The sequence below is a fragment of the Halanaerobacter jeridensis genome, assembly GCF_016908315.1.
Lineage (GTDB): Bacteria > Bacillota > Halanaerobiia > Halobacteroidales > Halobacteroidaceae > Halanaerobacter > Halanaerobacter jeridensis.
Genome location: NZ_JAFBDQ010000010.1, coordinates 14,063 through 34,469 on the forward strand (window position 1 = coordinate 14,063; position 20,407 = coordinate 34,469).

The window sequence follows — 20,407 nt, forward strand, 5'->3', positions numbered from 1 at the left end:
AATATTCTATTTGCAGTTATTTGCAAATTATTAGCAACTTTGCAGGTTAATATTATATCACACTTTATTAATTGTAGCAAATATACTCTTATTCCTGATATAATTCTGGCTTAGGGACAAAAATATATGGAATATTACGATATTTTTCTTGATAATCTAAACCATAACCTACTACAAATTTATTTGGAATCTCAAACCCATTCCAATCTACTTTTACTTGTTTCTCAGTTCTTCGTTCAGGTTTATCTAACAAAGTACAAATTTTAATACTAGCTGGGTCTCTAGTTTCTAACATTTTAATTACATGCTGTAAAGTTAATCCAGTATCAATTATATCTTCTACAATCAATACATCTTTTCCTTCAATACTTTCTTCTAAATCTTTAATAATTCTTACATCCCCAGTAGTCTCAGTACCCCCCTCATAACTAGTTACATCCATAAAATCAAGTACTACTGGCAAATTAACTTCACGAGCTAAATCAGCCATAAAAATAAAAGCCCCTCTTAAAACACAAACCATAATAATATCATCACTTTTGCTATATTCTTTAGTAATTTTTGCTCCTAATTCTTTAATTCTAGACTGTAATTCTGCTTCATCAATTAGTATCTCTTTTGTAATTTCTTCAACCACAATTTAGTCCTCCTTTAAATTCTTAATTTCTATCATTAAAATTTCATCTGTTTTATTTGTTACTTTATATTTCTCATCAATTCTTAATTGACTAACCCAAAATATATCTCCTGTTGCAGTTGTAAAAATAGGAATCTTATCTCGTTTATTCCGCTTTATCTTCTCGTCAATAAAAAAATCTTTAAGTTTTTTAGTTCCTGACATTCCTAAGGGTTGAAATAAATCACCATCTTTTCTTTGCCGAACCTCAAATTCAAAACCTACCTTATTTAAATCAAAAAAAGATTTATTAATTTGATCCAATTCTTGACGCCAAGGATAACTTGAATTTAATACTTTAGAATTTATTACAATATTCAAGTCAGAAATTTCTTTTTCTTCCCCTACCTGCAATCGATAAGAAAATGATTCTACCTTATTTTCTGCAGTGCCCAACATAAAAATAATCTGTTGATAACTTAATTTTACTAAAACCCCTTGGGGTAATTTCTTCTGAGTGCCAGTTCCTCCATTTTTAATCAATTGCAATATTTCTTCAACATTATAAAAATAAAGATCTTTATAACTTTCAGTTAATCTTTTATAAATTTCTCTAATTATCCTTCGCTGCAAAGCAAAATGTACATTCAAGAATTCATCTTTGGCAAGTATTAGTCTATTATTAGAACTATGAATTATAATATTTGTTAATTTTTCTCTAGCTTTAACTACTAAAAAGTCATTTTCCGCCCTAAAAACTTGACCCATTTGATTTAAATTATTAATTAAATTTTCATTATACTCCTCTATTAATTGAGGTAACAAATTCAATCTGACTTTATTTCTAAAACAGATCTCTTGTTGATTTGTCTCATCAATTCTCCATTTCAAATCATGATTAAAACAATATTGCTTTAACTCTTCTTTTTTTACTTCAATCAACGGTCTAATAATTTTTTCTTGGTCAGGTTTAATTCCACCCAATCCTTTTAAACCTGCTCCCCGCAAAAACTTCATCAAAATAGTCTCTGCTTGGTCATTAGCATGGTGAGCTACCGCTAACTTATCAAAATTTAAATCATCTAATAAATTAAAGAAAAAATCATATCTAACTTGTCGAGCAGCATTTTCTAACGAAAGATTATTTTCTTGTTGATAGTTTTTCACATCACGAGATATAGAAGTAATAGGAACATTCAATTGAGTCGCAATCTTTTCCACAAACTTAGCATCAGCAGCTGAATCTGCACCTCTTAATTGATGGTCAAGATGAGCAATATGTAACTCTAAGTCGTAATCAGTTGCTAATTTTTTTAATATATGTATTAAAGCTACTGAATCTAATCCACCCGATACCCCTACTAAAACTTTATCTCCAGTATCTAGTAATTGATACTTAGTGATCGTATCCTTAACTACCTCTAGTAATTTCATACTATCTAGCTCCTCTTAAATTCATCTAACAGGATTATTCCCCCTTCTTTTTTATTGTTTATTTGTATTATATCTTAACATTTATCTACCCTAATTACAAGTACCGTCATATCATCATTATTATTACTATTTTGTTGTGCTTTTTGTAAAATATATTGAGCTAAAGAATTAGGGTCATCAATTAAATTGTTTTTCAATAATTTAATAATCCATTCCTCTTTAATCATTAAATTTTCTGCACTTTCTAATATCCCATCAGTAATCATAATTATAAAATCTCCATCATGTAATTGAAGTTGCGTCGGTTCTACTTCAATTTGATTCAAAATACCAATCGGTAAACTAGTCGATTTAACCATATTAATCTCTTGTCCTCGTTTAATAAAGCTAGAAACTGAACCTACTTTCGAAAATTCAGCTTTAGCAGTTACTAGGTCAATACTTAGCAAATGTCTCTTCTGCCGATCTAATTCCTAAAATTGAATTAATAGTTTTTAAAGCAGATTCATAATCCAAACCAGACTGCAGCATATTTTTCAATAATGTTACTGCTCCTTTACTCTCTTTAAAAGCTTTAGAACCAACTCCCATTCCATCACTTAAAATAGCAATGAATTTATCTTCCTTTAATTTAAAAAATGTATGATTATCACCAGAAATATCTTTTTGAGAACTAGCAGTAGCTACTCCCTCTACAAAACAGTATTTAGGCCCTGGAGCTAACTGACAAATACAGCTTGGCTCATCTAACTCCAACCCACATTCGCTCCATACTAAATCTAAATCATGACCTAATTTATTATTAAGTAGCGGTAACATCTTATTAATACAATCTCGCCCTCCATTACAACTTCTCTTCCTAATAGTAAACTCTAATTTTTCATTATTATAATTAGTAACTGAAATATCCTTTATCACTAATCCAGCATCTTTTAAAATAGTATGAGTTTTAGTCTTTAGGTTTTGCTCCGGATGAATATCAATTGTTAATTCATTTGATAGATCATCAATAATTTTTGCCATTCCTGATAACTGCTCTAATAAAATTTTCTTATTATCTTTTAATTTAGATTCCCAATAAGAATTCAACTCATACATTCTAACAAACTGATTAATAGCAGCAGTCAACTTTATTTTCCTAAAACAACTGCCCGGCATTACTTTTTCTAAATCTTTAATTTTAACTTCTCCTCTATTTTCTGCAATAGCTAATAATTCAAACATTCCTTGGTAAGTATCATAAAAAGATTGATACCAACAAGATTGATAAAGATCACATTTCTTACATACTTTATCTGTAATCAAATCTAAAAAAACTCCAATATTTTTTTCTTCTTCTTTTTTAGTAGTAGCAACTTCAGTAAACGCGATAGATAATTCATTAAATAAATGAGAGAATCTTTTAATCCGTTGATTAATAAATGAATTCAATTTTCTATCTTCAAGAGTATAATCAAAGTTATTTTGATTTTCAAAAATATCAAAATAAGAAATCATATTTTTTGGAGTTAGCAGTAAAAATAATGAGGCTAGTACACTTTCTTTGACTAATGCAATAATATATCCAGGTTCTATTAAAAATATTACATAAATCAAATTACTGATAATAAATCCTAAACTAACCCCTAATTTATTCTGCTTTTTAAAACTACCAGCTAACAAACCTGCTAAAGCATAATTACCTACTAACGGCATCATTTCTAAATGAGAGAAACTATAAAATATCCCTGTCAAAACTCCAGCACTTGTAGCTGTAGTAACTCCTCCAGTTAAAGCTACTAACATAATCAAATAAGAACTAAGCACCCTTAGCAAATTAATCCCCCACAAATTTTCAATTGCTAGGTCCCCTAAAAACAAACTAAATAGTAGTCCAATCGAGATTAAAGCAATTAAAAAGGTATCACTTTTATCACTTAAATATCCAAACATTTCAGAAGCCATTCTTAACAATAATAATACTAATAAAAAAACTAATAAAAATTCTGCTAGCAATAAAATAGTATTAATTTTAACAAAAAAATAAATTTTAAGTGCTTTGAATATTAAAAAAACCCCGCCTACTATTAAAGAATAATTAATTATCTTAATTTCTTTGGATAAATAATTAATTGTAACAAACCATAAACATAAACTAGTTAATAAATAATTAGAGCCACCCCAACCTAAATAACTTAGATACCCTCCATTAACTGCTACAAAAATTAAAGCTAATTTCTTTTGTGATACAAGTCCTTTATTACTAAAATAAAGAAAAATAGCAAAATAACTAATCCCAAAGGGCATTAGATTATTTAAAATGCTTCCTCTACCTAATAACCATCCTAAAATAACTAAGGCAATGCTAATCATTACTACACTATTAATAATTGTAGAAGAATTATTATTTTTCTCACCTTCTAATTGATTTTGCCGCTGATAAATAGGTAAATCTAATCCTTTCATTCTAAACTACTCCCTTCTATTTACAAAAAATGTAATCTAAGTTATATTATATACTACTCCAACAATAAGATTTGTCAAAAAAAGAAGAGAGCCGTAACTAATTTTTAGACAATTATCTATATAAAGTTGCACTTTCAGTGCAACTTTATAGTGACGAGTAAAAAGAAATCAGTAATGAGTAAAAACCTTAAAGTCAAAACCTCAAAACCCATTTAAATTCCTTTGAAATGAAAGGTTTTGAACTTAATTTTGACTTTGTTTTTGATTTTCTACTCATCACTCTTTTCTCATTACTTGTTACTATAAAGCTTCACTTACAAAGTGAAGCTTTATATAGATAATACAAAAAATAAAATAGACACCTATTAAAATAGGTGTCTAATAATAAATATGGTAGCGGCGGAGGGGATCGAACCCCCGACTCTGCGGGTATGAACCGCATGCTCTAGCCAGCTGAGCTACGCCGCCTCACTATATATTTATTATGGTTGCGGGGATCGGATTCGAACCGATGACCTCCGGGTTATGAGCCCGACGAGCTACCAACTGCTCTACCCCGCGCTAATATTAAATTCTTAATTTGAATAAAAATGGTGCCGGAGGTCGGATTCGAACCGACACGGGTATGAAAGCCCACCGGATTTTAAGTCCGATGCGTCTGCCAATTCCGCCACTCCGGCAATTTATTTTTGGTCCCTATCTCTCAAGCGACATTTAGTATTATATTATAAGACCCCCGTTTCGTCAATCTCAAAAAATGGTCATATAGTCTATTAAAATAAATTAGATGGCAAATACTATTAAATACTCTCTGTAAAACCTTTATTTAAGATTATTATAGATTATTCCTTCTAAGATGCCAAAATCACTAACTTTTAGTTCTTTAAGACTACATTTTTCCATTATAGTCAATAATATAATTATTCCGGGAATTATTATATCTGCTCTATCCTCAGATAAGCCAGATATATTCTTGCGGTCTCTTAGCGATAAATTCTTTAATTTTTTTAAAATTTTCTCTATTTTGCTGATGCTTAGTTGATAATTTTGAATTTTATGCGGTTGATAGTCTTCTAAGCCTTGATCTATAGCAGCCAAAGTAGTAATCGTACCACCAACTCCAATTATCATTTCAGCTGTAGTATCGCTTAAGATTTTTTTAACTTGTTTTTGCGCTTCAAAATTCATAGCCTCTAAATTTTGTCCCAGACTCTCTTTAAGCCTCACAGCTCCTAAATTGATGCTATGATACTCAGTTACACCAGCTTCGGTACCAAACACAAACTCTGTACTTCCTCCACCAATATCAACTGCTAACATATTATCTTCAGTCTTGTTTAAACCATTAGTAATTCCTAAATAAGATAACTTTGCCTCTTCTGAACCATTAATCACATCAATTTCAATTTCACTTTCTTCTTTAGCTTTACTAAGAAATTCATTCTTATTATCAGCATCCCTAATTGCACTAGTAGCTACTGCCCTATAATCAGCCTGATAATCTTCAAGCATTTTTTTATACTCTGTTAATACTTCTACTGCTCTCTGTTGAGCTTCAGAATTAATTACTCCATTATTAATACCTTCACCAAGGCGAGGTGTCCTTAATTCATTGACTAGCTTATTTAATTTTCCTTCATTAAATTCAGCAATTAATAATCTGATTGAATTAGTACCAATATCAATAGCAGCAAAATTCATCATTATCCCTCCAATTGACATTTTTCTTTACATTGTTCTGGATTCAATTCAACATACTCATTTTTCAATAATTGTTCAGTTAATCTACCAACAGGATTATTTTGATTTACTAAATAATGAGCATAATGGGTATGGAGACATTTAATACCTTCAAAATCCATAATCCCCCCTACTCCTGATTCTTTAATCACTCGATACTGCCCCTGATTTTCACCCTGCAATTCATTTAATTCTTCATCAGTTAATAGGCCAACTCGATAATTAGCATAATCTTCATGGGCCTTTATCAATTCTTCTTGCAACTGTGCATCTGCATCGATTTTTTCTTTTATTCTAGTCACATAACCCTGGTCTTCTAGTTGAGCTATTCGATAATTCAATTCAGGACAAGTAAGCCAAAAAGTAGTTGGAAAAATACCATCACTATCTTCTAAAATTGGAGCAGTCACAATTACTTGAGGAAATCCTGCCGCACATCTAACAGGAATATCAACTATATTCCTCGGCTCACGGTCTAATTGTTTTTTTAAAATTTCTTTTTCTTCTTTATCTATCATCTGTATAACCCTCACCTTCTTTTATAAATTAACAATGAAAAAGTAAAAGAGAAAAATTTAAAACAGAACAAAAAGCACAATCAAAAAATAAGCAACTTCATAATGGTCCATTCTCTGCTCCTGCTATTAAAGTAAAACTATCATTAGATGCCTGAGCAAGTTACACTTTACATAGATTAAATACTAAAAGCACCTCCAAGTAAGGAGGTGCTTATCGTTCAGCCATATATATTTATTAACGACCTGTTTTATTCTCTAAGTTCTGTTGTAAATCTTGTTGTCGTTCTTTACTTTCTTTCATAAAATCAGACATCATATCATCAAAAGATTTCTTAGGGGCCTTAGTAAATTTAGCCTTTTTCTTATCTTTAGACAATTGTTTAATAGACAAACCAATCTTGCCGTCATCATCAATAGAAATAACTTTTACTTTTACTGTTTCACCTTCTGACAAATAGTTACTAACCTCTTTAACATAAGTATCAGCCACCTCAGAAATGTGAACTAGTCCCGTTTCACCTCCATCTAATTCAACAAATGCACCAAAATTAGTAATCCCAGTCACTTTACCTTCTACAATGTTACCCACATCAATTGACATACTTAAAAAATTCCTCCTCATAGAATTTTATAGTTACATGAATTGCTTACATTATACTATATCTACTATTATGTGTCAACTAAACTAAAAATCTTTAGACAACGCAATTCTTTTACGTTGTTTATCGATTTCTAGTATTTTCACTTTAATTATATCACCAATTGCTACAAAATCCAAGGGATCTTTAACATATTCTTCACTTAATTCAGAAATATGGACTAATCCATCCTCTTTAACACCAATATCCACAAAGGCTCCAAAGTCTACTACATTTTTTACAGTACCATAAACAATTTGTCCTGGTTCCAAATCATCCATTTCTAATATATCGTCTCTAAAAATAGGTTTTGGCAGATCTTCTCTAGGGTCTCGACCTGGTTTTAATAAAGCATCTTTGATATCTTTTAAAGTCGGATAACCTGCTTCTAAATTTTGAGCTAATTTTTTTATATCTAAACTTTTTAATTGTTTTTTCAAATCCATCATTTCATCATCAGACTGCAAAGAATTAATATCATGTCCAATTTTATTCAATAATTTTTTAGCTAAATCATAAGATTCAGGATGAATTGGAGTCTTATCTAAAAGATTTAAACCATCTCTGATCCTTAAAAAACCCGCAGCTTGAGTAAAAGTCTTTGGTCCCACACCATAAACATCTTTTACTTCTTGCCGGTCTTTAAATTTACCATTCTCGCTTCGATAATCTACAATTTTTTGGGCTACCGAAGAAGATAAACCTGCTACATGTTCTAATAATGACTTAGAGGCTGTATTAAGATCTACCCCTACATAGTTAACTACTGATTCTACAACTGTCTCTAAAGCTTCATTAAGATCTGAAGACGAAATATCATGTTGATACATACCTATCCCTAAATGTTCTGGCTCTATTTTAACTAGTTCTGCTAACGGGTCCTGCAAACGCCGCCCAATTGAGACCGCCCCCCGCATTGCCACATCTAAATCTGGAAATTCTTCTCTTGCTACAGCAGAAGCTGAGTAGATTGATGCTCCTGCTTCATCTACAATAACATACTCTAATTTTTGCTCTACTTCAGAAATTAACTCTGCTAACAGTTTTTCTGTCTCCCGGCAAGCAGTACCATTTCCAATACAAGCTATATTAATATTATACTCTCCTATCAATTGTTCTAGTTCTTCTTTAGCAGTCTTCCATCCTTCTTGAGAATTATGAGGATAAATTACAGTAGTATCTAATACATCACCAACTTGATCAATAGCAGCCACTTTACATCCCGTTCTAAAACCTGGGTCTATCGCTACAACTTTTTTATCAGGCAGTGGTGACTGCAGCAATAGATTATTCAAATTCTCAGCAAAAACATCAATTGCATGTTCTTCAGCTTCCTCAGTTAGTTTACTCCTCACTTCTCTTTCAATAGCCGGGAACAGTAATCTATCATAACCATCTTGAATAGCTTTTTTAATCTGTTTTGTAAATTTAAATTCAGCTGCAATAAATCTATTTTCTAATCTAGAAATTATTTTTCCATCTTTAGTTTTTACTTTAACCTGCAGCACATCTTCGGCTTCTCCACGATTAATCGCTAAGGTTTGATGGGGCTTAACTTTATCAATAGAACTTTGATAATCATAATAAACATCATAATCTGTACTTTCTTCAACTTTAGCTTTCGTAACTAACTTCCCATCTCTAAAAGTTATTTTCCGAGCTAACTTTCTACTTTGTGGATCATGGGCCACTTTAGCAGCAATTATATCACGAGCTCCTGCTAGTACATCTTCTACTGTTTCTATCTCTTCTTCAGGGTTTAAAAACTTTTGAGCAAACTCCTGCAGTGAATCTATATTTTGCTCTTGATTTAATAAAAACTCTGCTACCGGCTTTAAACCTTTCTTTTTAGCTTTATTAGCCCGAGTTCTTCTCTTTTGTTTGTAAGGGCGATATAAATCCTCTACTTCTTGTAATTTAGTAGCCTGTTCTATCTTGTCCTCTAATTCTGTAGTCAATTTATCTTGTTCAGCAATAGCATTAATAACTGTCTCTTTCCTATCTTCTAATTCTTTTAAATATTCAAATCTATCTTTCAATTCTCTTAATTGTACTTCATCTAATTTCCCCGTTACTTCTTTTCTATATCTAGCAATAAAAGGGATTGTATTCCCATCTTCTAATAAATCTATAGTCCTTTTTACTTGTCCAATTTCTAAATTTAATTCTGAAGCTAATTGTTCTGTAAAATCTAAACTCAATTTTTTACCCCCCAGTTTATTCTTCCACTATAACATATAAAAGTTCATCTTCTTTTACTAATCCTAATTCTTTTCTAGCTATCTCTTCAATTGATTGATTAGAATTAATATACTGAACCTTTTCCTCTAATTTTTTAGTTTCTTTATTTAATTCTGCAATTTGTCCATCTAATTTATTCATTTTTCTCTCTAATTTTTCAACTTTTTTATGACCTTGATACAAATTACTAAAAATATTAAATATGAATAGCACTATTATTCCTAAAACAACAAGTGTAATCACTCGCTTAACAGTTTTTTTAGTATCAACTTGAGACTTTTTAGGCATAAATAAAACCTCACTTTCAAGTGGTAAATAATTTTTTTAGCAATTACTTCAATTTAGTTATTATTAACTTAACATAGCCTAGAATTTTTAAAAATATTTTTTTTATTTTATAATAAACCTTTAAACTAGAATCAGTCATAATCATTATATTTTTAACAGCAATTTTACTAATACTAAAATAATAAATTATATTTCCTACAATGACCCCTAAAAAAATATACCATCTTACTTGACCACCATTTAATTGTATCAATCGCACAAAAACAATAAAAGTAAAAATAAGAAAAATAAGAAAATCAAATAAATTGCTTAAATAGACCGAAAAAATCATTTTTCTTTTTAAAACTCTATAAAAATCAAATATAAGACCAATTATGCCTCCTACTAATATCATATTCAAAAAGGTAAAAAATTGCAAATATGAAAAAGAAATTATTCTCATCCCCTCTGATTTTACTTAAATAATCGCTTGAAAAATCCATTAGCTTTAAAAACTTTATCATATTTTAACTCTCTTACATGCCCCTTTATAATCAACTCTTTGCTATCTAAATCCAGATGTTTCATTTTTAAATCTGAACCATCAATAATTAAATTACCTAAATTAGTTTCTAATCTGACCTTATTTTCATCAAAATCAATTACCTCTTCCACCCCTGTTAATTCTAATAACCCTCTATCCACCAATTTTAACTCTTGCTCTTCATTATCCCTCATTTAACTCCCCCCTAAGAGGTCAAAGCTCAATTCAGATCTATTATTTTTTATCATTGATCTTATTTTTTCGCTGTTCTTAATACTCTTCACTTCTTTACTATTTAATCTTTACTGTTTTCACTGCTTTTTCTCTTTTCTCTTTTCTCTTTTCTCTTTTCTCTTTTCTCTTTTCTCTTTTCTCTTTACTCTTCACTCTTCACTGTTTACTCTTCACTATTCTTACTTCATATATATGTTTTTTATCAAAAACTATACCTTATATTCTCTCAAATTAAAAAAAGGACCTCAATTGAGGTCCTTTACTTTATCTACATATATTTTATATAATCGCTTCTTCTGTTTCAGCATCAAAGATATGCATCTTATTCATATCAAAAGCAAATTCCATTTCATCTCCTACTTCAGCACCACTATTTACATCTACAACTGCTACAATACTTTCTTCTGCTCCTACATCAAGATATAAGTTGATTTCAGAACCCATAGGTTCTACTACTTCTACTTGAGCATCAATTAAATTATCAGCATCATATTCATCATCATCATGAACAGCAGGGTCAAGAATGTTCTCAGGACGGATACCTAAAGCTACTTCTTTATCAATATAAGTCTGTAAATCTTTCATAGTTTTAGCCATATCATCAGGAATAGTTACTTCAAAGTCTCCTTTTCCAACTAAGACTAAGTCGTTTCCTTTTTCTTTGATAGTAGCTTTTAAGAAGTTCATAGCTGGACTACCAATAAATCCACCTACAAACATATTATTTGGTTCACTGTATAAGCTAATTGGATCATCAATTTGCTGGACAATACCGTCTTTTAGTACAACAATTCTATCTGCTAATGTCATAGCCTCTACTTGGTCGTGTGTAACATAAATAGTAGTAGTCTGTAATCTTTCATGTAACTTACTTAATTCTGCTCTCATCTGAACTCTTAATTTCGCATCTAAGTTAGATAATGGCTCATCCATCAAGAACACTTTTGGTTCTCGAACAATTGCTCGTCCCATAGCTACACGCTGTCTCTGACCACCAGATAATTCTTTAGGTTTTCTATCTAATAATGGTTCAATATCTAAAATCTTTGCTGCTTCTGTAACCCGCTCATCAATTATGTCTGGATCAAACTTTCTTAATTTTAAACCGAATGCCATATTATCATATACATTCATATGTGGATATAAAGCATAATTCTGGAATACCATTGCAATATCTCTATCTTTAGGTGCTACATCGTTTACTAAATTATCACCAATATATAACTCACCACTAGTAATTTCTTCTAAACCTGCAATCATTCTTAAAGTAGTTGATTTTCCACAACCAGATGGACCAACTAATACTACAAATTCTTTATCTTTAATATCAACATTTGCATCTTCTACTGCCAATACGTCTCCTTCTTCATTACTGTGATACACCTTAGTAATATCATTTAAAGTTACCTTAGCCATTAAAATAGCCTCCTTTAAGATTTTAAGTTGATTCTCTAATTATTAATTCACTCTCTAAAATTTCAATTTCTTCTTTTATTTCTTCTTCATTAATTAAATTTAACAATTTTTTAGCCGATCGTTCTCCTAATTCATACATCGGTCTTGTAACTGTAGTCAAAGGTGGGTCAATTACAGAAGTCACCACCGTATCATCAAAACCAACAACAGCAATATCTTGAGGAATAAAATAACCTCCCAATTTAATAGCTTCTACAACTCCAGCAGCCATTAGTTCATCAGCTGCGAAGATAGCTCGCGGAGGTTCTTCTAATTCCATTAACTCTAAAAAACCTTGATAGCCACCTTCTCGCGACCAAGACTTATGTATAACTAAATCTTGGTCATACTCTATATCTCTATTTTTTAAAGCCCGCTTATAACCTTGTAATCTATTCTGTGCCTGCCAACTATTATTAGGGCCAAGTAATAAAGCAATTCTGTCATGACCTTTATCTAGCAAATGTTCTGTTGCCTTTAAAGCACCAATAGTATCATCAATAATTACTGAAGGAAGTGGTACTTCTTCTACAAGACGATTAGCTAACACTATAGGATAATCTGTCAATCCTAATTTAACAATCTGATTATTAACTAATCCCCCACCTAGAAAAATCATCCCAGCTACTTTGTTACTCTGCAGCCAATTCATATAATTGACTTCTTGCTCTTTATCATCGTCTGTATTACAGACTATAACCTGATAACCTTGACTAGTAGCATAGTCCTGTACCCCTCGCGCAACATCAGAGTAAAAAAGACTAGCAATATCAGGCAATAACAAACCAATTACATTAGTCTCTTGTTTAGCTAAATTTTGTGCTAAACGATTGGGTTGGAAATTGTTTTTTTTAGCAACTTTTAGTATTTCTTTTCTTGTTTCTTGCCCTACTCCCTCTTTATTATTAATAGCTCGGGAGACAGTTGATTCAGAAACTCCAACAATTTCAGCAATGTCTTTCATTGTAATAGTCATACTGGATTGTTAACTCCTCAAACAATTCCACTCAAGTTTACTCAAGCGCTTGAGTAAAATTAAAAATTAATAACACACTCCTGTGTGTTAGATCTTATATTAAATTATATTTATTATATTCTACTACGAGTATAACAAACTTATTCTTAAAAATCAAGAAAAAATAAAAAATAGGCTGAGCTGTTTGCTATGAGCTATTAGCTTTGGGCTAAATTAAAAATCTGAAATACAGATTCAATTCTTTAAGCTACAATGAATTTTTTAATCATAAAAAAAAGCTAGCTCGGAACCGAGCTAGCTTTAATCAACTCTATTCTACTAAATTCATTACAGATTCTTTTACTTTTTCTAGTTTGTTTTCAGCAGCTTCTTCACTATCTCCCACTACAGAGAAGTAAAATTTAATTTTAGGTTCTGTACCAGAAGGTCTTACTGTTACTAAAGTTTTATCTTCTAATTCAAATTGTAATACGTTAGACTCAGGTAAGTCAAGTTTACTTTCTGCACCTGTTTCTAAATTATAACTTGCACCTACTAAATAATCCTTTTTAACAACAACTTTTTGACCATTAATTTCTTGAGGACTATTTTCTCTTAAATCTGCTAACATAGCATTGATCTTTTCTTGTCCTGACTTACCAGGCATTCTAATTGCCTCTAAATCAGCTTTATAATAGCCATATTCTTCATACATTCTCATTAACTCTTCATAAATAGAGCTATCCTGAGACTTATAATGAGCAGCCATCTCTGCAATTAACATCGTAGAAACTATTGCATCTTTATCTCGAGCATGAGTTCCATATAAGTAACCATAACTTTCTTCGAAGCCAAAGATATATTCTTTATCATATTTACCAGCTTTAAACTCTTTAATCTTTTCGCCAATATATTTAAATCCAGTTAAGGTATTCATTACATCTAAATTATACTTTTCAGCAATTGGATTAATCATTTCTGTAGTAACTATTGTTTTAATCACTGTTCCATTTTCTGGGATTTCTTCTAGGGAATTTACAATATACTCTGTTAATAAAACCCCTACTTGATTCCCATTTAAGAAAGTCCATTCATTATTGTCATCTTTGACTGCAATACCTACCCGGTCTGAATCTGGATCAGTAGCCATAATTAATTCAGCGCCTTTTTCATCAGCTAATTCTATTCCTAATTCAAATACATCTGGCTCTTCAGGATTCGGATATCCTACAGTAGAGAAATCTTCGTCTGGTTCTTCTTGTTCAGGAACAACATGAACATTCTTAAAGCCTAATTCTTCTAACACTCTTTGCACCATAACACTTCCTGTCCCATGCAAAGGAGTGTAAACAATATCAAGTTCTTCAGTTACTTCTTTAATTGAATCTCCATTTAATGATAGGTCTTTTAAAGTCTTAACATATTTATCATCTAAACTAGAATCAATAATTTCAAATAATCCTTCTTCTTTAGCTTTATCTTTAGATATAGTTTTTACTTCATCGAAACTAGCAATCTCATTGACCTCAGAAATAATACCTTCATCATGCGGTGGCACTACTTGCGCTCCATCATCCCAATATACTTTATAACCATTATATTCAGGTGGGTTATGGCTAGCCGTCACCATAATTCCAGCAGTAGTTCCTAGTTCTCTTACAGCATAAGAAAGTTCAGGGGTTGGTCTCAAATCATCAAATAAATAAGCTTTAATTCCATTTGCAGCCAACACTAAAGCAGCTTCAGTAGCAAATTTTCTAGATTTGCGGCGATTATCATGAGAAATTGCTACTCCTTTTCCTTTATCACCATTCTCTGCAATATAATTAGCCAAACCTTGAGTAGCCTTACGGATAGTATATTTATTTACACGGTTAGTTCCTGCACCAATAATTCCCCTCATACCACCTGTTCCAAAGTCTAAATCAGTGTAAAATCTCTCTTCAATTTCTTCTTCATCATCAGCAATTGCTTTTAATTCTTCTTTAGTTGCCGCATCAAAATAATCATTTGACAGCCATTCTTGATATTTTTCTTTATAATCCATTTTTATCCCCCCATTAAATAAGTATTCATTCCTAAATTTAAGTAAGTATTCACTTCCCACAAATAAAATAATTCATTTATAGCCTAAATAAAGAGATTAAAACATTTAATTTACATTACAAACAAATAGAGGTGGTTACTATTATTTTCTCATATTTATCTATAATAGTCAAAATAAATTAGTCATTAATCTGGATCCAGATTAATGACTAATTATCCTAATAAATCTTTTCTATCTTAACCTCCTTAAAATAATGATTAATTATTTCTTTAGGTTTTTTCCCTTCTTGGCCAATTTATAAGCTCCCCATTGGCTTAAGCCAACTCCATGTCCATATCCCTGACCTTTAAAAACAAATCCATCACCTTTCTTAGTGATTGTTTCTACTTTAGTTGATTTCAATTTATCGGGACCAACAGCCATTCTAAAATCCGCTCCATGCATCTCTGTAGTTCCCTGATCATGATTTATTTCCAATTTCTTAATCCGACCTGTTTGGTCCCGATCCTTAATCTTTAGTTCTTGAATTTGCTCAGCAGTTACTCCTTTACTCTGCAGAGCATTCTTTAACTCCGCAGTAGAGATGCTAAGTTCCCAATTTTGAATATCTGCTGGAGCTTCATCGTCAGGGGATTGAACAGATTTAATATATTTAGGTTCTGCTTTTTTATAGTTTAATCCTACTTTAGCACTAGTTGTTTCACCACCAGCACTAGAATGAAACCAAGCTTTAATATATTCTCCATTATAGGTCACCACTTGACCTTTGGTCATTTCCACCGCCGACCTAATCTCATCTGTAATATTTTCCGGCTTATAAGCTTGTGCTTCTTCATGCTGAGCACTAATTGTATTATCAGCTGTATCTTCGATTTTTCTTAAAGCAAAAGTTCGGGCCTTAATTGCTTGAGCTCCATAAGCATTTTCCGGCCAATCTTTTTTCATTTCTCCTGCTACAACTCCTGCTACATACTCTTCTAATTTCATCTCTTTAGTCTGACCATTTTCTAATTCTACTCTAATAGTTGGCTCGTCTTCTAATTTATCGCCCTCTTGAGCCCCTTTCATCTTACTCTCTTGTTTTTGACTACAACCTAACAAACCCACAATTATAAAAACTATTAAGATGAATAAACTATAATTCTTTTTTAATCTCATAATTTTCCCCCTTCATCCTTTTGTACTTTCTGCTAAATCAATTATTAATATTATACCCAAACTTAGTATTATTATTGCATTAAAGCTAAACAAAAAAGAAAAAGCAGCTTATAACTGCTTGAAATATAGGCAACAGTATTGCTAATAAAAAAAAGGCCAACACCACATAGACCACCCTCAAGTAGTCTAAATGATGTTGACCTACATTCGACTGGTATAGTCATACCCCTCTACTGTCTGCCAACTAGATATTTATTTTTATAAACTCTATTTTAAAATCATTAAATAATTTCTTACTCTTCAAAATCATTGTCTCCATTATATCGAGATCAAATAAACTTGTCAACACTTCTTAAAAAGAAGAGAAACAGCTTAATTTTTAATCAATATTTCATCTTCTAGTTCTATCCCTTTTGTCTGAATCACACCACTAGCCAACTCTATCACCTGCTCAGATTCAACTACAAAGGGAGAAATTCGATTAGGCTTTAAATTTTCAATTAGTTCTAAAACTTGTCCGTGCCCATCAATAAAGACCAAATCAATTGTAAAACTCATAAAAAAAGTATGAACTATCTGACAAGGTTTAATAATTAAACCTTCATTTTCTTTTAGTTCTTTATGTCTTAACAAACCAACTAAACGCTGCCAAAATGTATTAGCTACTCTTACTTCATTAACTATTATATTATTTTTACTAGCATTAATTACTTTCATAACCCCCAACTCCTTAATTCATCCCTGAAAAAGAATTCATGATTTTAATCACAGCTGGTCCTAATAGAACAATAAAAATAGTGGGAAAGATGAATAAAATTAGAGGTAATAACATTTTCACTGGTGCCTTCATAGCAGTAGCTTCAGCTCGCTGCCTTCTCCGCTGTCTAATTTGGTCTGACTGCACTCTCAGGACTTTTCCGATACTAACTCCTAATTTATCAGCTTGGACAATAGAAGTAATAAATTTAGTTAAATCATCTACATTAGTTCTTTTTCCTAAATCTCGCATGGCATCACGACGAGGCTTACCCATTCTAATTTCTTGTAGTAATCTCTCAAATTCTTCGCTAATTGGCCCTGAAACTTTATCTACTACTTTTACCAATGCCGCATCAAAACCTAAACCAGCTTCTACACTAACAGTTAACAAATCTAATACATCTGGCAAACTCCTTTGAATCTGAGATTGTCGTTCTGAAATCTTTTTACCGAGTAAGAATATAGGAATTATCAAAGCAGAAATAGCTGTCAATAAAGAAAAAGTGAAAAGGACTTTAGCTTCTGCCCCTAAAAAAAATAAAGTAATAAATAATCCTCCGGGTAAAATTAATATCAAACTACCCTGTAAGGCTAAAAACTCTTTCACTCCTAAACCAAGAGGATTACCAGCTAAAATTAATCGTCGCCGCAAATTATCTTTAATTCCAGACGGGGTAAATTTAATAAAGAAAGTAGATACTTTTTCCACAACAGGTTTGAGTACTCGTTCCCAAAATGATTCGTCTAATTCTTCTTCTCTGAGCCGTTTTTCATCTTCACTTCCTGTATACTTTTTTAATCTATCATCAACTGTCTCATCTTCTTTAAATAAATACATAATAGCCAATACAAATATAGTCACCATAACTCCTAAAGAAGCTGCTATGACAAACATAATTACCACCTCCAGCAAAATAGAAGCTCTCAACTATTCACACTTTTATTTCAATAATTTTTTTAATCAAGAAAATTCCTATCAACTGCGAAGAAACTCCCATTATCAGCATTGCTCTTCCTAAATTACTAGTAAACAATGGAGTCATATAATCAGGATTAATTACAAATAATAAAGCTCCTAATCCAATTGGCAGCAAAGCTACAATAAACCCTGAAGCACGACCTTGAGCAGTTAAAGTTTTAATCTCCCCTTGAATCCTAATTCTTTCTCTAATTGTATCAGAGATACTATCTAAAATTTCTGATAAATCACCTCCTACTTGCCGCTGAATCAGCACAGCCGTGACTACTAAATCCAAATCATCACTATCAATTCGATCTGTTAAATCTCTCAGCGCTTCTTGCGGAGAAGCCCCTAAATTCATCTTCTTTAATACCAGTTCAAATTCTTCCGAAATAGGTGCTTCCATCTCTTTAGTAACCATTTCTAAAGCTTGAAAAAAACTATATCCTGCTTTTAATGAATTAGAAATAATAGTTAAAGAATCATTAATTTGATCATTAAATTTATCTATGCGCTTTTTCTGACTATATTTTAAATAAAAATAAGGAAATATTAATCCAAGTAATAACATTACTCCAGTTAATACTATATTTTTAAGTAGCAAAATTCCTATTACAGCAATTAATAATAAAATCATTATAATTGAAATTATAAATTCAGAAGCTTTAAATGGCAAACTAGATTTATCTAACTCTTTATCTAAGCTATTAGTTACAGAAAAAGAAGTGAAAAATTGATTTAACCGTAACATTAACCTACTGTTATTATCCTCATTTTCATCTTCTGTAGTAGAGACCCTTTCTAAAGCAATAGTTTCTCTATCATCATCTAAATACTTATCTAAACGATTATTAATTACATCTTGTTCAGAAGTTAATAAACTATAAATTCCTATAATCAGAAAAGTTACAGTTAAAAATACTAATAGCATAACTACATATATCATAGCTGATGCCCCCCCTTTTAGCAAAACCACTACTTTAATAAGACATAAATAAATCTGACGGCAAATCAAGACCTGATTCTTTAAAACGATCCATAAACTTAGGTCGAATACCAGTTGCTTTGAATTCTCCTATCACATTACCTTCTTCATCCCGTCCTTGTTTTTCAAAAACAAATAAATCTTGTAAAGTAATAACTTCCCCCTCCATGCCTTGTACCTCAGTTATTTTAACTACTTTTCTGCTACCATCCTTAAGTCGCGTTTGCTGTACAATCAAATCTACAGCAGAAGAAATTTGGTCTCGGATAGCTTGGACTGGCAATTCCATTCCAGCCATCATAACCATTGTTTCCAATCGAGATAACATATCTCGCGGGCTATTAGCGTGACCAGTAGTTAAAGACCCATCATGACCAGTATTCATCGCTTGTAACATATCAAGAGCCTCACCACCTCTTACCTCCCCCACTACTATTCGATCTGGACGCATCCGCAGGGAGTTTTTAACTAATTCACGCATTGTAACTGCACCTTTGCCTTCTACATTAGGTGGACGAGTTTCTAAAGAAACTACATGGTCCTGGGCCAACTGCAGCTCAGCAGCATCTTCAATTGTAATAATTCTTTCATCCCCCGGAATAAATGATGATAACACATTCAAAGTAGTTGTCTTACCAGAGCCAGTACCACCAGAAACGACTACATTTAATCGCACTTCTACACAAGCCTCTAAAAATTGGGCCATTTCATCAGTTAAGGTACCAAAACCAACTAAATCATCTACTGTAAAAGGATCTTCAGAAAATTTTCGAATCGTAATTGTAGGACCATTCAACGCTAAAGGAGGGATAATAGCATTCACCCGCGAACCATCAGGCAATCGAGCATCAACCATAGGACTACTCTCATCAATCCGACGCCCTAAAGGAGATACTATCTTTTCAATAATATGAATTACATGTTCATCATCTCTAAATTTAACATCTGTTAAAACTAAGCGACCATTTTTCTCTACATAAACTTGATCTGGTCCATTAACCATCACCTCTGAAACATCGGGATCTTCTAACAAACCATTAATCGGTCCAAAACCAATAATTTCATCAATGATATCCTTAATGACTTGTCTCTGTTCTCCAGGAGAAATAGCTACATCTTGCTCTTCAATTACTTCTTGCGCCGTCTGTTTAATATCTCGCTTTAACTCTTCATTATCTGCCTGTTCTTCTGGATCAGAAAAAATATCAAAATCAAGCTTTTCAATTAAACGATTATGGACATTAGTCTTTAATTCACGATGAGGGTCTGTATCTACAGTAGTGGTTTTTTTAGCTTTAGACTTAGTCTTAGCTTTGCTTTTATCTTCTTTCCGTTCTTCTTCTTTTTTAGAATCACTATCTTTATTCTGTGATAAGCGATCTTTTAAAGACATAACTCATCCCCACCTTA

General features: G+C 31.7%; 19 protein-coding genes and 3 tRNA genes. All 22 read right to left on the reverse strand.

What is annotated here, in order from left to right:
- Positions 1 to 88 precede the first annotated feature (88 nt).
- The 22 genes from hpt to JOC47_RS10055 all read right to left on the reverse strand — a co-directional run bounded on the left by hpt (position 89) and on the right by JOC47_RS10055 (position 20,390).
- On the reverse strand, positions 89 to 637 hold the full coding sequence (gene hpt / locus JOC47_RS09955; RefSeq protein ID WP_204701932.1) for a hypoxanthine phosphoribosyltransferase: 549 nt from the start codon (positions 635 to 637) through the stop codon (positions 89 to 91).
- Positions 638 to 640: 3 nt separating this feature from the next.
- Positions 641 to 2,050: a tRNA lysidine(34) synthetase TilS gene (tilS, locus tag JOC47_RS09960; RefSeq protein ID WP_204701933.1), complete on the reverse strand. Its 1,410-nt coding sequence runs from the start codon at positions 2,048 to 2,050 to the stop codon at positions 641 to 643.
- A 74-nt stretch (positions 2,051 to 2,124) separates the two neighbouring features.
- Positions 2,125 to 2,499, reverse strand: coding sequence for a SpoIIE family protein phosphatase (locus JOC47_RS15490; RefSeq protein ID WP_239551095.1), 375 nt, complete (start codon positions 2,497 to 2,499; stop codon positions 2,125 to 2,127).
- Entirely contained in the window at positions 2,486 to 4,495 is a 2,010-nt protein-coding gene (locus tag JOC47_RS09965; RefSeq protein ID WP_239551097.1) for a stage II sporulation protein E, read from the reverse strand. Before JOC47_RS09965 ends, JOC47_RS15490 begins: the two co-directional genes overlap by 14 nt.
- Before the next feature lie 391 nt (positions 4,496 to 4,886).
- Positions 4,887 to 4,963 (reverse strand) — tRNA-Met (locus tag JOC47_RS09970).
- A 17-nt stretch (positions 4,964 to 4,980) separates the two neighbouring features.
- Positions 4,981 to 5,056: transfer RNA gene (locus tag JOC47_RS09975), tRNA-Met, on the reverse strand.
- Positions 5,057 to 5,086: 30 nt separating this feature from the next.
- Positions 5,087 to 5,175: transfer RNA gene (locus tag JOC47_RS09980), tRNA-Leu, on the reverse strand.
- A 142-nt stretch (positions 5,176 to 5,317) separates the two neighbouring features.
- A complete protein-coding gene (locus JOC47_RS09985) occupies positions 5,318 to 6,196 on the reverse strand; it encodes a Ppx/GppA phosphatase family protein (RefSeq protein ID WP_204701934.1) in 879 nt (292 codons plus the stop codon).
- A gap of 2 nt (positions 6,197 to 6,198) precedes the next feature.
- Complete coding sequence (locus JOC47_RS09990) at positions 6,199 to 6,753, reverse strand: DUF501 domain-containing protein (protein ID WP_204701935.1); 555 nt, start codon at positions 6,751 to 6,753, stop codon at positions 6,199 to 6,201.
- 235 nt (positions 6,754 to 6,988) lie between these two features.
- Positions 6,989 to 7,354 (reverse strand): S1 RNA-binding domain-containing protein, encoded by a 366-nt coding sequence (locus JOC47_RS09995; RefSeq protein WP_204701936.1) that lies wholly within the window; start codon positions 7,352 to 7,354, stop codon positions 6,989 to 6,991.
- An 84-nt stretch (positions 7,355 to 7,438) separates the two neighbouring features.
- On the reverse strand, positions 7,439 to 9,592 hold the full coding sequence (locus JOC47_RS10000) for a Tex family protein (protein WP_204701937.1): 2,154 nt from the start codon (positions 9,590 to 9,592) through the stop codon (positions 7,439 to 7,441).
- Positions 9,593 to 9,608: 16 nt separating this feature from the next.
- The gene (locus JOC47_RS10005; protein WP_204701938.1) at positions 9,609 to 9,920 is read right to left on the reverse strand and encodes an FtsB family cell division protein; all 312 of its coding nucleotides are present in this window, start codon (positions 9,918 to 9,920) and stop codon (positions 9,609 to 9,611) included.
- 43 nt (positions 9,921 to 9,963) lie between these two features.
- On the reverse strand, positions 9,964 to 10,362 hold the full coding sequence (gene yabQ, locus JOC47_RS15970; protein WP_204701939.1) for a spore cortex biosynthesis protein YabQ: 399 nt from the start codon (positions 10,360 to 10,362) through the stop codon (positions 9,964 to 9,966).
- Positions 10,363 to 10,373: 11 nt separating this feature from the next.
- Positions 10,374 to 10,637 (reverse strand): sporulation protein YabP, encoded by a 264-nt coding sequence (gene yabP / locus JOC47_RS10015; RefSeq protein ID WP_204701940.1) that lies wholly within the window; start codon positions 10,635 to 10,637, stop codon positions 10,374 to 10,376.
- A 319-nt stretch (positions 10,638 to 10,956) separates the two neighbouring features.
- Positions 10,957 to 12,093, reverse strand: a complete 1,137-nt coding sequence (locus tag JOC47_RS10020; RefSeq protein WP_204701941.1) for an ABC transporter ATP-binding protein — start codon at positions 12,091 to 12,093, stop codon at positions 10,957 to 10,959.
- A gap of 22 nt (positions 12,094 to 12,115) precedes the next feature.
- Positions 12,116 to 13,108, reverse strand: coding sequence for a LacI family DNA-binding transcriptional regulator (locus JOC47_RS10025; protein ID WP_204701942.1), 993 nt, complete (start codon positions 13,106 to 13,108; stop codon positions 12,116 to 12,118).
- Positions 13,109 to 13,418: 310 nt separating this feature from the next.
- Positions 13,419 to 15,134: a phospho-sugar mutase gene (locus tag JOC47_RS10030; RefSeq protein WP_204701943.1), complete on the reverse strand. Its 1,716-nt coding sequence runs from the start codon at positions 15,132 to 15,134 to the stop codon at positions 13,419 to 13,421.
- Positions 15,135 to 15,395: 261 nt separating this feature from the next.
- Complete coding sequence (locus tag JOC47_RS10035) at positions 15,396 to 16,292, reverse strand: SpoIID/LytB domain-containing protein (protein ID WP_239551099.1); 897 nt, start codon at positions 16,290 to 16,292, stop codon at positions 15,396 to 15,398.
- Between the two features lie 372 nt (positions 16,293 to 16,664).
- On the reverse strand, positions 16,665 to 17,009 hold the full coding sequence (locus JOC47_RS10040) for a DUF192 domain-containing protein (protein WP_204701944.1): 345 nt from the start codon (positions 17,007 to 17,009) through the stop codon (positions 16,665 to 16,667).
- 13 nt (positions 17,010 to 17,022) lie between these two features.
- Positions 17,023 to 17,946 (reverse strand): type II secretion system F family protein, encoded by a 924-nt coding sequence (locus JOC47_RS10045; protein WP_204701945.1) that lies wholly within the window; start codon positions 17,944 to 17,946, stop codon positions 17,023 to 17,025.
- 37 nt (positions 17,947 to 17,983) lie between these two features.
- Complete coding sequence (locus tag JOC47_RS10050; RefSeq protein WP_204701946.1) at positions 17,984 to 18,958, reverse strand: type II secretion system F family protein; 975 nt, start codon at positions 18,956 to 18,958, stop codon at positions 17,984 to 17,986.
- A gap of 34 nt (positions 18,959 to 18,992) precedes the next feature.
- Positions 18,993 to 20,390 carry a TadA family conjugal transfer-associated ATPase gene (locus tag JOC47_RS10055; protein ID WP_204701947.1) on the reverse strand — a complete coding sequence of 466 codons (1,398 nt, stop codon included), beginning with the start codon at positions 20,388 to 20,390 and terminating at the stop codon, positions 18,993 to 18,995.
- Positions 20,391 to 20,407: the final 17 nt, after the last annotated feature.

What these genes read in the sequence shown, in the direction of transcription:
- tilS (WP_204701933.1), bottom strand. Translation starts at nt 2,050, where the DNA reads ATGAAATTACTAGAGGTAGTTAAGGATACGATCACTAAGTATCAATTA.
- JOC47_RS09965 (WP_239551097.1), bottom strand. Translation starts at nt 4,495, where the DNA reads ATGAAAGGATTAGATTTACCTATTTATCAGCGGCAAAATCAATTAGAA.
- JOC47_RS09985 (WP_204701934.1), bottom strand. Translation starts at nt 6,196, where the DNA reads ATGAATTTTGCTGCTATTGATATTGGTACTAATTCAATCAGATTATTA.
- JOC47_RS09990 (WP_204701935.1), bottom strand. Translation starts at nt 6,753, where the DNA reads ATGATAGATAAAGAAGAAAAAGAAATTTTAAAAAAACAATTAGACCGT.
- JOC47_RS09995 (WP_204701936.1), bottom strand. Translation starts at nt 7,354, where the DNA reads ATGTCAATTGATGTGGGTAACATTGTAGAAGGTAAAGTGACTGGGATT.
- JOC47_RS10005 (WP_204701938.1), bottom strand. Translation starts at nt 9,920, where the DNA reads ATGCCTAAAAAGTCTCAAGTTGATACTAAAAAAACTGTTAAGCGAGTG.
- yabQ (WP_204701939.1), bottom strand. Translation starts at nt 10,362, where the DNA reads ATGAGAATAATTTCTTTTTCATATTTGCAATTTTTTACCTTTTTGAAT.
- yabP (WP_204701940.1), bottom strand. Translation starts at nt 10,637, where the DNA reads ATGAGGGATAATGAAGAGCAAGAGTTAAAATTGGTGGATAGAGGGTTA.
- JOC47_RS10020 (WP_204701941.1), bottom strand. Translation starts at nt 12,093, where the DNA reads ATGGCTAAGGTAACTTTAAATGATATTACTAAGGTGTATCACAGTAAT.
- JOC47_RS10025 (WP_204701942.1), bottom strand. Translation starts at nt 13,108, where the DNA reads ATGACTATTACAATGAAAGACATTGCTGAAATTGTTGGAGTTTCTGAA.
- JOC47_RS10030 (WP_204701943.1), bottom strand. Translation starts at nt 15,134, where the DNA reads ATGGATTATAAAGAAAAATATCAAGAATGGCTGTCAAATGATTATTTT.
- JOC47_RS10035 (WP_239551099.1), bottom strand. Translation starts at nt 16,292, where the DNA reads ATGAGATTAAAAAAGAATTATAGTTTATTCATCTTAATAGTTTTTATA.
- JOC47_RS10040 (WP_204701944.1), bottom strand. Translation starts at nt 17,009, where the DNA reads ATGAAAGTAATTAATGCTAGTAAAAATAATATAATAGTTAATGAAGTA.
- JOC47_RS10045 (WP_204701945.1), bottom strand. Translation starts at nt 17,946, where the DNA reads ATGTTTGTCATAGCAGCTTCTTTAGGAGTTATGGTGACTATATTTGTA.
- JOC47_RS10050 (WP_204701946.1), bottom strand. Translation starts at nt 18,958, where the DNA reads ATGATATATGTAGTTATGCTATTAGTATTTTTAACTGTAACTTTTCTG.
- JOC47_RS10055 (WP_204701947.1), bottom strand. Translation starts at nt 20,390, where the DNA reads ATGTCTTTAAAAGATCGCTTATCACAGAATAAAGATAGTGATTCTAAA.